The sequence below is a fragment of the Castellaniella ginsengisoli genome, assembly GCF_040955415.1.
GTDB lineage: Bacteria > Pseudomonadota > Gammaproteobacteria > Burkholderiales > Burkholderiaceae_B > Castellaniella > Castellaniella ginsengisoli.
The window spans coordinates 1,450,398-1,464,399 of record NZ_CP158257.1 but is presented as its reverse complement, the minus strand read 5'-3'; the positions used below and the strand labels follow the sequence as shown (position 1 = coordinate 1,464,399).

Here is a 14,002-nt window from a genome sequence, read left to right as displayed (position 1 = left end):
GGAGTGCGCCATGATGAATGCTACTTTCCTTTTCCGAACCCGCCCGCCTGTCGGCCGCGCCTGCCTGCGTCTGGGCCTTGCCGCCCTGCTGGGCGCCATCCCCCTGGCCGGCCACGGCGCCAGTCCTGATCTTTCCATGCCCGGCGAACTGCCGCCCCAGGAGCTGACCCATCTCGGCGTCCAGGCGCACATCGCCCAGCGCGGCGCAATGAACACCGGCGAGATCACCCAAAAAGGCGCCGATTCCGCAGCATCCATCCTCCAGGACGGCCTCCACAATCGCGCGGACACCTCGCAATCGGGCGTGGGCAACACGGCCGTGATCCAGCAGGCCGGGGTCAACAACGAGGCCCAGATCATCCAGGCCGGCATGGGAATCTGGGGCGAAATCCATCAAACCGGCCTCTCCAACCGCGGCCGGCTGGAGCAGTACGCGAGCAACAGCTACGCGAACCTGAACCAGGTCGGCAGCTTCAACCAGTTGTCGGTGACGCTCACCACACCGGGCCCACTGGCCCCCATCACCCAGATCGGCAGTGGATTGAAACTTTCCGTATATCGCTGACGCCCCCTTCCTTTCAACGACGCCCGGTTCCAAGACCGCCGGACAGCGTTTTTCCCTCACTGGTCTTGTCGATTCAAGGAGCTTCAACATGAAACACTCTCTTTGCGCACTGGCGTCCGGTCTTGCCCTGGCTTTCGCCGGCACGGCGGCATTGGCCGGCAGCACCGGCGATGTCTACCAGAACGGCTTCAACAATGACGCCGAGATCACACAGGCATTCAACGGCGACGCCTCCACGGTCATCACCCAGATCGACACAAGCAACATCGCCAAGGCCAACCAGTCCAACAACTATTTCGGCCCATCCCTGATCGATATCTATCAGAAGGGATACAACAACTATGCCGACGCGGCGCAATCGCACAACACGATCGCCAGTTCCAAGGTGGTGCAAAAGGGCTGGAAGAACGTGACCAACACGGATCAAAGCCACAACGTGAACGCCAAGTCGGACGTCTACCAGGATGGTGTCAACAACTCGGCGGACGTCACACAGACCTGGACATTCAACGCCAGCGCCAAGATCGTCCAGAAAGGCCTGAAGAACGTCGCGGAAACCAACCAGGAACACAGCCTGGACGCGACGGCGGACATCTACCAGGATGGCGTCAACAACTCCGCGGACGTCCACCAGAAATGGACCGGCAATGCCGACGCGAAGATCGTCCAGGCCGGTTTCATGAACACCAGCACGGTCACGCAGCAGTTCGGGAGCAACCAGAAGGCCGACCTCTACCAGGATGGCTGGCTCAACACGGCAACCGTGATGCAGACAGGCTCCGATCTCAGCGCCACGGCTGTGCAGATCGGGGTTGGGAACACCGCGACATTCAATCAGACGGGCTGGTAAATCCGCAGGCCTTCGGGCCGGCGTCTCTGGCGGGACCGGCATGGCCCGCACCCGCCAGAGCCGCCCTTTCTTCTTCCGGAGCATGGCCATGATGGCGGCAGATCTGAATCTTCAGGTATGGCTCGATAGCGGGACCGGAGCGCAGACCGGCATGATCGTGCCCTACGTCCAGAGTCCGGACAGCCGCGTGATCGGCTACCAGCTCCAGGCCATCAAGCAAGGCGCGTCGGGCACCTCGCGGATCACGCAAAGCGGCACCGTCGAGCTTCCGGCCGACCGCCCCACCGCACTGACGCAGTTCTCCTTATCGCTTGGGGCCGACGATCAATGCCGGATCGAGCTGCTCCTCTTTTCCCAGGGCGTCCAGGCGGGCGTCTACCGCTTCGCATGCCCCCGTTCACACTGACCTTTCCACGCCGCGAGACCGTCCGTGAACGACACCCTGCCCCCTGCCGTCTTTACTTTTTGTACGCTCCTGGCACTTCCTGCCATCAGCGCGGCAGCGACCGCCCCCGGCGACCAGACCCTCATCCAAGAAGCGCGGGCGCAGCGGGATGCGCGCCAGTGGTCACAGGCCATTCAACTGTTCAGCCTGGGAGAGCGCCGGTTTCCAGGCCAGCCGGCGTTCGCCTACGGGCACGTCATGACGCTGGCCGATGCGGGGCGCCCGCACGATGCGATTGAACGCGGCAAGGCGCTCGTGGCGCTGCGCCCAGACGACCCGGACGCACATCTTGCCCTGGCCTACGCATACGGACGCAACGCAGCGCCGTATGCGGCCCTGGAGCATGCTTCCGACGCGTATTCCCTGGCTCCGGACCGCGCTTATGTCATCCGTGCCTACGTGCTCGCCCAGCAGGACGCAAGGCTGCCGCACAGCGCCTTGCAGTTGGCCGACGCGCATCCGGGCCTGCTGAGCCCCGCCCAGACCCGATCGCTGCAGGCCGACGCGGCGGCGCATCTCGTGCGCGCAGCCATGACGGCGTCACGCGGCGAAGCCGACCGCTACGCGCTGGCCGACCAGGCCCTGGCGATGTACGAGACGCTGATCCCGGCATGGGATGCCCTGGGCCCGGCGGGGCGCGCGGACGCAGACCGCGCCCGCGCGGACCGGCTGCAGGCCTTGAGCGCCCGGCGCCGTCCACGGGACGTGGTGGCGGCATACGAAGCGATGCGGGCGCAAGGCCGACCCATCCCAGCCTACGTACTGGATGACGTGGCCTCGGCCTACCTGACGCTGCGCCAGCCCGAAAAAGCCGAACCCTTGTTCCGGCAGTCGCTCGCCTCGCAGGCGAACCGGCCGCAGACCGCCCCCCCTCTCCAGGCCGAGATCGGTCTTTTCTACGCGCTGACCGAGTCCGACCCTTCTCTGGACACGCAGCCGCAACTCGATCAAGCGACGGAATCCATCCCGGTCTGGGTCCACCACAAGGGCGACCCGGCCCGATACCCGAATGCCGTGAAACTCGAGGCGGCGCTGGCAAGCGCCATGGCGACGCTGCACTCCGGCCGGACATTGCAGGCGCAGCATCAGCTCGACGCCATGGTCGAGCTGGCCCCCAACAATTCCCGCCTGCGCGCTGCGCGTGCGCAGGTCTACCGCGCCCGCGGGCTGCCCCGGCATGCCGAAGCGGACCTGCAGATCGCACAGACGCAAGACCCCCGTTCGATCCTCGTCATGCAGGAACAAGCCGGCACCGCCCTGATGCTGCACGAGCCGCACGAGGCGGACTTGCTGATCGATGATCTCCTGGCGCGCGCCCCGGAAGACCCCGCCGTGCAACGGCTGGCCGATGACCGCGAGCTCGATGGAAAAGCCGAACTGCAAGTCACGGGGGCATACGGCGTCACCAGCGACAGCCCCGTACTGGGCAGCCGCGACCTGAGCCTCGAATCGACGCTGTATTCCCCTCCGGTCGACGATCATTGGCGAGGGTTCGCCGGCACAGGCTATTCACAGGCGGAGTTCGAGGAGGGCAATGCCCACCTGGCCTGGATGCGCGCAGGCGCGCAATGGCGCAATCGCGACATCACGGCTCAAGCCGAGGTGTCCGCGAACCGATATGGATTCGGCACCCGCGCCGGCGCATCGGCGTCCGCAGAGTATTCGCTGGACGATCACTGGCGGATCGCCGCAACGGCGGCGCTCAATTCCCGCGACACCCCCCTGAAGGCGCTGCGGCACGACATCACATCCCATCGATTCGGCATGTCGATCCACTGGCGCGGCGATGAGCGTCGCGAGTGGTCGCTTGCCGTCTCACCCAGCTATTTCTCGGACGGCAATCGCCGCATCGAAGTGGATGTATCGGGCCGGCAGCGGCTGTACACGACCCCGGGCGTCCGGGTGGATGCCCTGCTGGGGCTTTCCGCATCGCACAACAGCGCTGAGGACACCCCCTACTTCAATCCAAAATCCGATTTCACCGCTCTGCCCATGGTCGAGCTCACCCATGCGTTGTACCAGCGGTACGACACGCGGTGGGAACAGCGCTTCCTGGTGGGCGCGGGCCTGTATGCGCAACGGGATCACGGCAGCGGCGCCCTCTACCAGATCGGCTATGGGCAGAATTTCCGGTACGCCAGGAATTTTGAGGTCGGTGTGCTGCTGACGGGCACATCCCGGCCCTACGACGGCCAAAGAGAACGGGATTTCCGCATCGTCGTGTCCATGACCTACCGATTCTGAAACCGGAGCGACCATGTCACGCCTTCATGTCTCCGTCTTTCAATGCATCGCGCTTTCCTGCTGTCTGCTGCTGAGCGCCTGCGCCGGCGGCGCACCCCGTTTAACGCCGGTGGATCAGCGCCCTGCGCCGGCCCAGGACCGCCCCTGGCCGAAGAACCACGTGCTCATCCTGGCCTACCACGACATCGAGGACACCGACCCCGACCAGCGTTTTCTGGCTGTCCGGACCGACCTCTTCGCCGCCCAGATGGAATGGCTGCGCACCCACGGCTACCACGCCGTTTCGGTGGACCAGATCCTGGCGGCGCATGCCGGCGGGACGCCGCTGCCCGAAAAAGCGGTCCTGCTGACGTTCGACGATGGGTATCACAGCTTCTACAGCCGCGCGTTCCCCATCCTGAAAGCCATGAACTGGCCCTCCGTCTGGGCGCCTGTGGGCAAATGGCTGGATACCCCGGCGTCCGAACCGGTTTTGTTCGGCGCCGTCCAGGTCCCCCGGGAGCGGTTCGCCACCTGGGACGAAGTCTCGCGCGTCGCGGCCTCGGGCCTCGTGGAAATCGGATCCCACACCGACGATCTGCACCATGGGATTCTTGCCAACCCCCAGGGAAACATGGAGCCGGCCGCCGCCACGCATCGGTACGACCCGGTGACGCAGACCTATGAAAGCAGCACAGCCTATCGTCGGCGGATCGAAACCGACGCGCGGGAAATCACCCGCAAGATCGAGAAAGCGGCCGGGAAGGCCCCCCGCGTGTGGATCTGGCCCTACGGCGCCGCCACCGGCGAGGCGATGGCCCTCGTCCAGAAGCACGGCTACCGCATCGGCCTGACCCTGGACGACGGGTTGGCCGATGCGGGCCGCCCGCTGTCCATGCCCCGCCTGCTCATCAATGGCTCACCCGATATGGCGGCCTTCGCCCGATCCGTCCTGGCGTTCGAATCACGAGGAGTCCAGCGGGTGGCCCAAGTCGATCTCGATTACGTCTACGACCCCGATCCCGGGCAAACGGACCGGAATCTGGGCGCGCTGGTGCAGCGCATCGCCGATCTCGAGATCAGCACGGTCTACCTGCAGGCCTTCGCCGACCCGGGCGGCGAAGGCCTGGCGCGAGAGGTCTACTTTCCCAACCGCTGGCTGCCTGTGCGGGCGGATCTGTTCAACCGGACGGTCTGGCAGCTCAGGACCCGCGCCCATGTCGAGGTCTACGCCTGGATGCCGGTCCTGAGCTTCGACTTTCCAGGCGACATGGCCCGGGTCCGCCGATGGAATCCGGACGACGCGGCCGCGCCGTCCCAACCCGACCCAGGCCAGTATCGCCGGCTGTCCCCCTTCGACCCGCGTGCGCGTGAGGCCCTCATCGGCCTCTACGAAGACATGGCCCGCAGCGCGCCGATCGACGGCATTCTTTTCCATGACGACGCCATCCTGAGCGACTACGAGGATGCGAGCGCGCCCGCGCTGGCGGCCTATCGGGCTGCCGGCCTGCCGGACTCGATTCCCGCGCTCCGGAGCGACCCGGACACATGGCAGCGCTGGACGCGCTTCAAAAGCCGCACCCTGATCGAACTGACCGGGCAACTGGCGGCGCACGTCCGCGCCATCCGCGGCACTCATGTCAAGACGGCGCGCAACCTCTACGCCGAACCGATCCTGAACCCGGCCAGCGAAGCCTGGTTCGCACAGAACCTGGATGACTATCTCGCGGCCTACGACTGGACCGTACCCATGGCCATGCCCTTGATGGAGAAAGTCCCCGCGTCACAGGCCGACGCCTGGCTCGACCGCCTGGTCGAAACGATCCGTCAGCGCCCCGGCGCACTGGAGCATACCGTGTTCGAACTCCAGGCCCGCGACTGGAACCTGCCCGTCAAGCCTCCGGTGGACAGCCGCATCCTGGCCGGATGGATGCAGCGCCTGCAGCGGGCCGGCGCCCGGCATTTCGGTTACTACCCGGACGATTTCGCGCTGGACCGCCCGGTGCTGGAAACCATCCGTCCCGCGATCTCGACGGCCTGGTATCCCCACCGCTGAGGAGCGCCTCGATGACGGAACGACTGCTCGCCTTGCTGATCCTGTGCCTCGTCGCGGGCGCGCCCCTCGGGGCGGCGCTGCTGTGGACGGGCAACCTGATCCTGGATTTCGTCTTCTTCTATCCCCTGTTCATGTCGGGCCTGTGGATGTTCGGCGGACTGTACTACTGGCTGCATTGGGAACGGCGCTGGGCCTGGGGTCCGCAAACCGCCCCGCCGTACCTGAAAGGTCAGCCCTGGATCACTATCCTGATCCCCTGCCACAACGAGGCCCGGCACGGGGGCGACACGGTGCGGTCGGCATTGGGCCAGCGCTACCCGCGGGTGGAAGTGATCGCCATCAACGATGGCTCCACGGACGGCACCGGCGCCATGCTGGAGGAACTGGCCGAGTCCCACCCGCGTCTGAGAGTGATCCACCTCGCACGCAACCAGGGCAAGGCGATGGCCCTGCGCATGGGGGCGCTGGCGGCCCGCGGCGAGTATCTGATCTGCATCGACGGCGACGCCATCCTGGAACGCGATGCCGCAGCCTACCTGGCCGCGCCCATGGTCCATCACCCCAGAGTCGGGGCGGTCACCGGAAACCCGCGTGTACGCACCCGTTCCACGCTGATCGGTCGCATCCAGGTCGGCGAGTTCTCTTCCATCGTCGGCCTGATCAAGCGCACCCAGCGCGTCTACGGCCAGATCTTCACGGTGTCCGGGGTGGTGGCCGCTTTCCGGCGCAGGGCGCTGGATCAGGTCGGCTACTGGAGCCTGGATATGGTGACGGAGGACATCGACATCAGTTGGAAGCTGCAGCGCGACCACTGGTCGATCTTCTTCGAGCCGCGCGCACTGTGCTGGATCCTGATGCCGGAGACGCTGCGCGGCCTGTGGAAGCAGCGGCTGCGCTGGGCGCAGGGCGGCGCCGAGGTGTTTCTGAAGAATATTCCAGGCATCCGGGCCTGGCCCCACCACCGCCTCTGGCCCATGGCGCTGGAATACTGCATTTCGACGATCTGGTCCTTTGCCGTGGTCCTGTCCTTGATCCTGTGGATGGCCGGCCTGATCGTGGATCTGCCCGGCCGCCTCCATGTCGAAGCGCTGGTGCCGCCCGCCTTCACCGGCATGGTGCTGGCCACGGCCTGCCTGCTGCAGGCCTGCATCAGCGTCTTCATCGATCACCGCTATGAGCGCGGACTGTTCCGCTCACTGTATTGGGTGATCTGGTATCCCCTGGCCTATTGGCTGATCGGCCTGCTCACCACGCTGTGGGCCTTCCCCCGCGTCATGCTCAGGCGCCACCGCGCCAGGGCCCGCTGGGAAAGCCCCGACCGCGGCATCAAGGCGCCCACACCATGATGATGATCGTCAAGACCCCTCGTTCCGCCCTCGCGTCCGTGATCGATGGCCTGCTCACGGCACTGGCATGGACCGCCTTCTGCTTCCTGCTTGCGTCCGGCGTCCATACCCTGGCGCTGGATCCGGCCCATGCCGCCGGCCTCTCCGCCACCCAGGCGCTGCCCAATGCGCAGACCCTCTTGGCGTACACGCTGGCGGGGGCCTGGATCGGGCTGCTGCTGGCAGCCTGGGCCTGTTACAACGCCGTGCGCTTCAGTGGCCTGGACCGGCGAAAACCGCCCGGCGATACGCTGCCCGCCGCGCTGGCCGATCACTTCGGCATCAGTCTGGCGCAGCTCCGGATTCTGCACGCCAGCCGAACTATTCTTGTCCATCATACCGATGAGGGGCGGATCAGCATGATCGATTTCGCCCATGATCCGGGGGTTCATGACGGTTGCATGCAAATGAAACAATAATTCATATGCGATGGTAATCAACGGAAAAATGAGTCACGATTGGAAAGCCAAGGATTGCCAGAACGTACCTGCGAATAAAAAATAAAACAGTCGCCTCACACCAGGTGGGGCGCAGGGGGCCTTCAAAAGGAGCTTCGCGATGGTGAACGTCACTGTGGTAGAGCCCAACGCACTCGCGCGCATGGGTCTGCTGACGCTGCTGAAGACGCTGGACTGCGCCCTCGCCACAACCGGTATCGATTATTCACAACTGTTTCAGGAGCCGCCCCGGCGCGCCCACGTGGATCTGATGCTGCTGTCGGTGCCAGACGCCTATGACAGGATGATCGAACTCGTTGCCGCAGCCCAGCAACGCTATGCGCCGCGCCGCCTCCTGCTGCTGTCCGAGACGCCGACGCTGCCCTATTCGCTGATCAATCTTCCCCATGCCCTGTCCGGGTACATCTCCAAGCACGCCTCGCAGGAAGTGCTGAAGACGTCCATCATGCTCGTCCTGGCCGGCGGCAATTGCTTTCCCCCGCCCGACCCGCCGCCCGTCAACCACCCGCAGCCAGATCACGACGAGCCGCCGAAGCGGCGCTGGTATGACCGCCATTCTCCACCCAATACCATCCTGCATGACACGCCCGCTCCCGACAACCTCCTGCATCTTCCGCCGGCCAGGCCCGGATCGGGCGCAGCCGGGGGAGCGCACCGGACAATCGCCCAGGAACTCATTTCCCGGGAAGCCGGCCTGCTTCATCTCACGCCCCGCCAATACGAAGTGCTGGTGCTCTTGGCCAAAGGCTACCCGCTGAAGAAGATCAGCCGCGAATTGAACATCTCGGTGGCAACCGCCAAGACCCACACCGAAGCGCTCTACCAGCGCCTGGCCGTCAACAGCCGCAACGCGGCGGTCTATGCCGCCGTGTCGCGCGGCGCGACACTGGGATGGCACGATCCCGCCTCCGCGGTGCGCAGCGCGGCGGCGCAGAACGACACGTCCGCCTAGAAAGGCGACACACACCATTGCGCGATGGCGCGCGCGGCGCGGCTCGCGGCGGCATCGGGCTGATAACGCGTGATCGGTTGCTTGCACGCCAGCGCCTCGTGCAGGCACTCTTCGCGGCAGATCACCTGCGGGAGCAAGCGCGCGCCGTAGTGATGGCGCCAGTCCCGCACGATGGCCCGCTCCAGCGGCCGGGAAGGGTCATAATCATTGATCAGCAAGTGGCTGGTGGCGTCGAGCCCCATCTGCGCCAGCAGGACATGGGCGGCGATGTCCGGGCGGGCGATCAGCACGTCCAGCGTGCTGTGAAACCTCAAGGCAGGCGCCGAGCGGCCTGGATGGGACGGGCAATCGAACAGCACCCAGTCGAAATCGCCCGCCAGGCCAGGCAGGGCCCGCACCCAGAAATCATCGCCATGCAAAAGGGGCGACACCCCGGCGTCTTCGATGGCAGCCCGCCCGAAAGGAACCAGCATCAGGCCGGGCGCCAGTTCGAACGCCTGGCGCCGCCACTCGAATGGAAACCCGGCGGCGACCCAGCCATGCTCGTCCCCATGCGCGACGTCGAAATGCAGGCGCAGCAGATCCGAAGGGTTCAGATCCACCAGCAGCACGCGCTGGCCCAACGCGCGCAGGGCGTCCCCCAGCATTCCCGCGACCGTCGTCGTGCCCCCGCCCCCGCGCACGCCCGTCAGGGTCAGGATGTTCATTGCGGCACATTCGGACGGTCGCCCCGGGAGGGCGCCGCCCGCCGGTGCCAGACCAGATAGTGATCCATCTCCGCGAGCAACGGCCAATGAGCCAGCGCTTTTCGGAACGCCGTGCGTTCGGCGCCGGCGGGATCGGCGGCCTGCGGGGCGCCTGCGGCGTCGCCGCGGCCATGTGTCGATTGCGCTTCAGCCATTGCGCCCTCCCTCCGTCACCGGATCAGAACATTCACAACATTCTGTATCCAGTGACGATAAGGGTTTTCCGGAACGCCCGTAAGGGACGAATGGCCGATCGGCCATTCGGGCGAGGCGGCCCTGTGCGGGATGCGCACAGGGCGGACCGCGCTAGCGGTGCTTGAACTCCGGCTTGCGCTTCTCGACGAAAGCGCGCATGCCTTCCTTCTGATCTTCGGTGGAAAACAAGGCATGGAAATTGCGCCGCTCGAACAGCAGCGACTCATCCAGCGAAGCCTCGAAGGCGCGGTTGACGCACTCCTTGGCCATCATCACGGCGGGCAGCGGCATCGAGGCGATCGTCGCGGCGGCCTCGAGGGCCTCGTCCAGCAGGCGCTCGACCGGCACGATGCGCGCCACCAGCCCGGCGCGTTCGGCCTCGACGGCATCCATCATGCGGGCCGTCAGCACCAGGTCCATGGCCTTGGCCTTGCCCACCGCGCGAGGCAGGCGCTGGGTGCCGCCATAGCCGGGAATGACGCCCAGCTTGATTTCCGGCTGGCCGAACTTGGCGTTTTCGGCGGCAATGATGAAGTCGCACAGCATGGCCAGCTCGCAGCCGCCGCCCAGCGCATAGCCGGACACGGCCGCGATGAGGGGCTTGCGAATGCGGCGCAGCCCATCCCAGGCGCCGCCCAGGTAGTCGGACTTGTAGACGTCCATGTAGGTCCAGTCGGACATGGCGCCGATATCGGCGCCGGCGGCAAAGGCCTTCTGGCTGCCGGTCAGCACCATGGCGCCGATGCCGTCGTCCGCCTCGAAGGCGCGCACGGCGGCCGACAATTCCTCGATGACCTCGTTGCTCAGGGCGTTCAGGACCTGGGGACGGTTCAGGGTCAGCAGGCCGACGCGGCCCCGGACCTCGACCTTGACAAACGATTCGCTCATGGTGCCTCCAAAGTAAACTATCGACATGAAAAACGAACAGAGAATCCAGTACCAGGTGCGGCTGGCCGACCCTGCGGGGCACCGCTACGCCGTGCGCCTGACGATCCCGCACCCCGATCCGGCCGGCCAGGACCTGCGCCTGCCCGCCTGGATCCCGGGCAGCTACCTGATCCGTGATTTTGCCCGACAGATCGAAACTCTGCAGGCCCAGTGCGGCGGCGACCCGGTCGCCACGCGCAAAACCGACAGCCACACCTGGCGCTGCGCCCCCTGCACCGGGCCTTTGATCGTGGACTATCAAGTCTACGCCTGGGATCTGTCCGTGCGCGGCGCGCACTTCGATGAAAGTCATGCCTTCTTCAACGGCTGCAGCGTGTTCCTGGCCGTGGCCGGCCAGGAATCGCAACCCTGCCTGCTGGACCTGCGCCCGCCCGCCCACGCCCGCGGCTGGCAGGTCCACACCAGCCTGCCGCCTGCCGCAGGCCATCCGGCTGCGGCCCCCGCGCACGGTTTCGGCTGCTACCAGGCCCGCGACTACGATGAACTGATCGACCATCCCGTCGAGATCGGCACGCCCCAATGCATCAGCTTCGAAGCCCACGGCGCGCGCCACGACCTGGTGTTCACCGGCCGCGTGCCCGGCCTCGACCTCGATCGCATTGCCGCCGACGCGCAGAAGATCTGCGCCGCCCAGATCGCACTGTTCGAACCCGACAACCCCCGCGCGCCGTTCCTGGACGGCGCCGCACGCTACGTCTTCCTGGTGACCGTCACGGGAGACGGCTACGGCGGCCTGGAGCACCGCGCCTCCACCGCGCTGATCACGCGCCGCGCCGACCTGCCCGTCCGGGGCCGCGAAGCCCCCGAGGGCTACACGACCTTCCTGGGCCTGCTCAGCCATGAATACTTCCACACCTGGAACGTCAAGCGGATCAAGCCCGCCGCCTTCGTCCCCTACGACCTGAGCCGCCCGAACCACACGGCACTGCTGTGGGTATTCGAGGGCTTCACGTCCTACTACGACGACCTGATGCTGCTGCGCGCGGGCGTGATCGACGAACCCGCCTACCTGAAGCGGGTCGGCCGCACCCTGGACCAGGTGCTGCGCGCCGGAGGCCGCCTGAAGCAATCCGTGGCGGAAAGCTCCTTCGACGCCTGGACGCGCTACTACAAACAGGACGAAAACTCGCCCAACGCCCTCGTCAGCTACTACACCAAGGGCGCATTGGTCGCCCTGGGCCTGGACCTGGAGATCCGCCGCCAGTCCGGCGGCGCGCGCAGCCTGGATGACGTCATGCGCCTGCTGTGGCGACGCTACGGCCGCGATTTCTACCGGGGCAGCCCCCGCGGCGTGGCCGAAGACGCCATGCCGGCGCTGATCCGCGACGCCACCGGCGCCGACGTGGCCGATTTCATCTCCCGCTACGCCCTGGGCCGCGAGGACGTCCCCTTGAAAGCGGCCCTGGCCCGTGCCGGCATCGAGCTGTCCGCGCAGCCCGATCACACCCGCCCCACGCTGGATGTGCGCACCCAGGCCGATCCCGCGGGCCTGCGCCTGGCGACCGTCTACGAGCATGGCCCCGCGCACCGCGCCGGACTGTCGGCCGGCGATCTGCTGATCGCCGCGGATGGCCTGCGCATCACCGACGCCACCAGCCTGGACCGCCTGCTGGACGCCCGCCGGCCGGGCGAACGCGTGACCCTGCACGTATTCCGGCGAGACGAATTGCGCCAATACACCGTGCGGCTGGGCAAGCCGGCCGCCCTGCGCCACCGGCTGCGGCGCATCGATCCCGGCGTGCCGGCCCGCGACACCCGGGAGGCGGAATGAGCACCCGGCGCGTCATCCTGGACGGCCTGCGCGTCCAGGCCTCCATCGGCATGCTGGACCACGAGCGCCGCGCCGCCCAACCGTTGACGATCCGGGCGGAATTCGACACCGACGCCTCGCAGCCGGTGGACGACGCGGACATCGGCACGGTGCTGGACTACCGCCTGCTGCGCGCCGCCTTGATCGACGAGGTCACCCGCGCCCACACCGATTTGCTGGAAACCCTGGTTGACCGCGTCCTGGCGCGCATCCTGCGCGACTTCCCCGGCGTCCTGGGCGTTAAAATCCGCCTTTGCAAGCCGCAGGCCTTCGACGACTGCACCGTCTGCATCGAGCAATCGCGCCGCCGCTGACCCCGTTTCCGCCTCGAGCCATGACCCCTTCTTTTTCAGCGCCGTTCACGCCCGCCTCCGACCCGATCCTTCCCTCCGAGACCCCGGCCGCCACCGGGCCGGCCGCACACCAGCGCCGCAGCGTCAGCGAAAACAAGCTCGTCAAGCGCCTGCTGCGGGAAACCGGCAAGGCCATCGGCGACTACGGCATGATCGAGGACGGCGACCGTGTCATGGTCTGCCTGTCGGGCGGCAAGGATTCCTACGGGCTGCTCGACATCCTGCTGACGCTGCGCCAGCGCGCGCCCATCGATTTCGAAATCGTCGCCGTCAATCTCGATCAGAAGCAGCCCGGGTTTCCCGAGCATGTCCTGCCCGACTACCTGAGCGCGCGCGGCATCCCCTTCCATATCGAAAACCAGGATACCTATTCCGTCGTCAAGCGCCTGATCCCGGAGGGCAAGACCACCTGCTCCCTGTGTTCGCGCCTGCGGCGCGGCATTCTGTACCGCGTCGCCCGCGAACTGGGGGCGACCAAGATCGCCCTCGGCCATCATCGCAACGACATCCTGGCGACCTTCTTCCTGAACCTGTTCTACGGCGGGCGCATGAAAGCCATGCCGCCCAAGCTGGTGTCCGACAACGGCGAACACGTCATCATCCGACCCCTGGCGTACGTCCGCGAGAAAGATCTGATCGCCTACGCCAAGCTGCGCGAATTCCCCATCATCCCCTGCAATCTGTGCGGCTCCCAGGAAAACCTCAAGCGCAAGGAAGTCAGCCGCATGCTGGAAGAATGGGACCGCCATTTCACCAACCGCACCTGGAACATCTTCCGGGCCTTGTCGCATGTCGTGCCTTCACACCTGATGGATCCGGCGCTGATGGACTTCGCCGGCCTGCGGCCCACCGGGCGCGCCGATGCCGATGGCGACCGCGCCTTCGACGAAGAGGACTTCCCCATGCCGGCTTTTTCCGAGGACGAAGACGAAGACGGCCGCATCCCGGATGCAGACGGCCCGGCGGAACAGGTAATCATCCGGCCCCGCGCGCGCCGCACGGCCGAGCCCTGACGC

General features: G+C 66.4%; 14 protein-coding genes. 11 read left to right on the top strand and 3 right to left on the bottom strand.

Going from position 1 to position 14,002, the window contains the following annotated elements; translation table 11 throughout:
• The first annotated feature begins 10 nt into the window (after window positions 1–10).
• The 8 genes from ABRZ00_RS06940 (at window position 11) to ABRZ00_RS06905 (ending at window position 8,934) form a co-directional block, all read left to right on the top strand.
• Entirely contained in the window at window positions 11–565 is a 555-nt protein-coding gene (locus tag ABRZ00_RS06940; protein WP_368642516.1) for a hypothetical protein, read from the top strand.
• An 88-nt stretch (window positions 566–653) separates the two neighbouring features.
• Window positions 654–1,415 carry a hypothetical protein gene (locus ABRZ00_RS06935; protein ID WP_368642517.1) on the top strand — a complete coding sequence of 254 codons (762 nt, stop codon included), beginning with the start codon at window positions 654–656 and terminating at the stop codon, window positions 1,413–1,415.
• A gap of 88 nt (window positions 1,416–1,503) precedes the next feature.
• Window positions 1,504–1,821 carry a curli-like amyloid fiber formation chaperone CsgH gene (gene csgH, locus ABRZ00_RS06930; protein ID WP_368642518.1) on the top strand — a complete coding sequence of 106 codons (318 nt, stop codon included), beginning with the start codon at window positions 1,504–1,506 and terminating at the stop codon, window positions 1,819–1,821.
• Window positions 1,822–1,845: 24 nt separating this feature from the next.
• Complete coding sequence (gene pgaA / locus ABRZ00_RS06925) at window positions 1,846–4,104, top strand: poly-beta-1,6 N-acetyl-D-glucosamine export porin PgaA (RefSeq protein ID WP_368642519.1); 2,259 nt, start codon at window positions 1,846–1,848, stop codon at window positions 4,102–4,104.
• Between the two features lie 13 nt (window positions 4,105–4,117).
• Complete coding sequence (pgaB, locus tag ABRZ00_RS06920) at window positions 4,118–6,139, top strand: poly-beta-1,6-N-acetyl-D-glucosamine N-deacetylase PgaB (RefSeq protein WP_368642520.1); 2,022 nt, start codon at window positions 4,118–4,120, stop codon at window positions 6,137–6,139.
• 11 nt (window positions 6,140–6,150) lie between these two features.
• Window positions 6,151–7,485 carry a poly-beta-1,6-N-acetyl-D-glucosamine synthase gene (pgaC, locus tag ABRZ00_RS06915; protein ID WP_368642521.1) on the top strand — a complete coding sequence of 445 codons (1,335 nt, stop codon included), beginning with the start codon at window positions 6,151–6,153 and terminating at the stop codon, window positions 7,483–7,485.
• Complete coding sequence (gene pgaD / locus ABRZ00_RS06910) at window positions 7,482–7,943, top strand: poly-beta-1,6-N-acetyl-D-glucosamine biosynthesis protein PgaD (protein ID WP_368642522.1); 462 nt, start codon at window positions 7,482–7,484, stop codon at window positions 7,941–7,943. Before pgaC ends, pgaD begins: the two co-directional genes overlap by 4 nt.
• A 139-nt stretch (window positions 7,944–8,082) precedes the next feature.
• Window positions 8,083–8,934 carry a DNA-binding response regulator gene (locus ABRZ00_RS06905; RefSeq protein WP_368642523.1) on the top strand — a complete coding sequence of 284 codons (852 nt, stop codon included), beginning with the start codon at window positions 8,083–8,085 and terminating at the stop codon, window positions 8,932–8,934.
• On the opposite strand, the gene bcsQ is transcribed toward ABRZ00_RS06905, so the two are convergent.
• The 3 genes from bcsQ to ABRZ00_RS06890 form a co-directional block, all read right to left on the bottom strand.
• Complete coding sequence (bcsQ, locus tag ABRZ00_RS06900) at window positions 8,931–9,641, bottom strand: cellulose biosynthesis protein BcsQ (RefSeq protein WP_343836097.1); 711 nt, start codon at window positions 9,639–9,641, stop codon at window positions 8,931–8,933. The two genes, ABRZ00_RS06905 and bcsQ, sit on opposite strands and share 4 nt — an antisense overlap.
• Window positions 9,638–9,835, bottom strand: coding sequence for a hypothetical protein (locus ABRZ00_RS06895; RefSeq protein WP_368642524.1), 198 nt, complete (start codon window positions 9,833–9,835; stop codon window positions 9,638–9,640). Before ABRZ00_RS06895 ends, bcsQ begins: the two co-directional genes overlap by 4 nt.
• A 151-nt stretch (window positions 9,836–9,986) precedes the next feature.
• Complete coding sequence (locus ABRZ00_RS06890; RefSeq protein ID WP_343836099.1) at window positions 9,987–10,763, bottom strand: enoyl-CoA hydratase; 777 nt, start codon at window positions 10,761–10,763, stop codon at window positions 9,987–9,989.
• 25 nt (window positions 10,764–10,788) lie between these two features.
• Between ABRZ00_RS06890 and ABRZ00_RS06885 the strand changes: the two genes are divergently transcribed.
• Genes ABRZ00_RS06885 through ttcA form a run of 3 tightly spaced genes read left to right on the top strand, consistent with a single transcriptional unit; the run spans window position 10,789 to window position 13,999 of the window.
• A complete protein-coding gene (locus tag ABRZ00_RS06885; protein WP_368644163.1) occupies window positions 10,789–12,594 on the top strand; it encodes a M61 family metallopeptidase in 1,806 nt (601 codons plus the stop codon).
• Window positions 12,591–12,947, top strand: a complete 357-nt coding sequence (locus ABRZ00_RS06880) for a dihydroneopterin aldolase (protein ID WP_343836101.1) — start codon at window positions 12,591–12,593, stop codon at window positions 12,945–12,947. Before ABRZ00_RS06885 ends, ABRZ00_RS06880 begins: the two co-directional genes overlap by 4 nt.
• Window positions 12,948–12,967: 20 nt before the next feature.
• Window positions 12,968–13,999: a tRNA 2-thiocytidine(32) synthetase TtcA gene (gene ttcA, locus ABRZ00_RS06875; protein WP_368642526.1), complete on the top strand. Its 1,032-nt coding sequence runs from the start codon at window positions 12,968–12,970 to the stop codon at window positions 13,997–13,999.
• Window positions 14,000–14,002 lie beyond the last annotated feature (3 nt).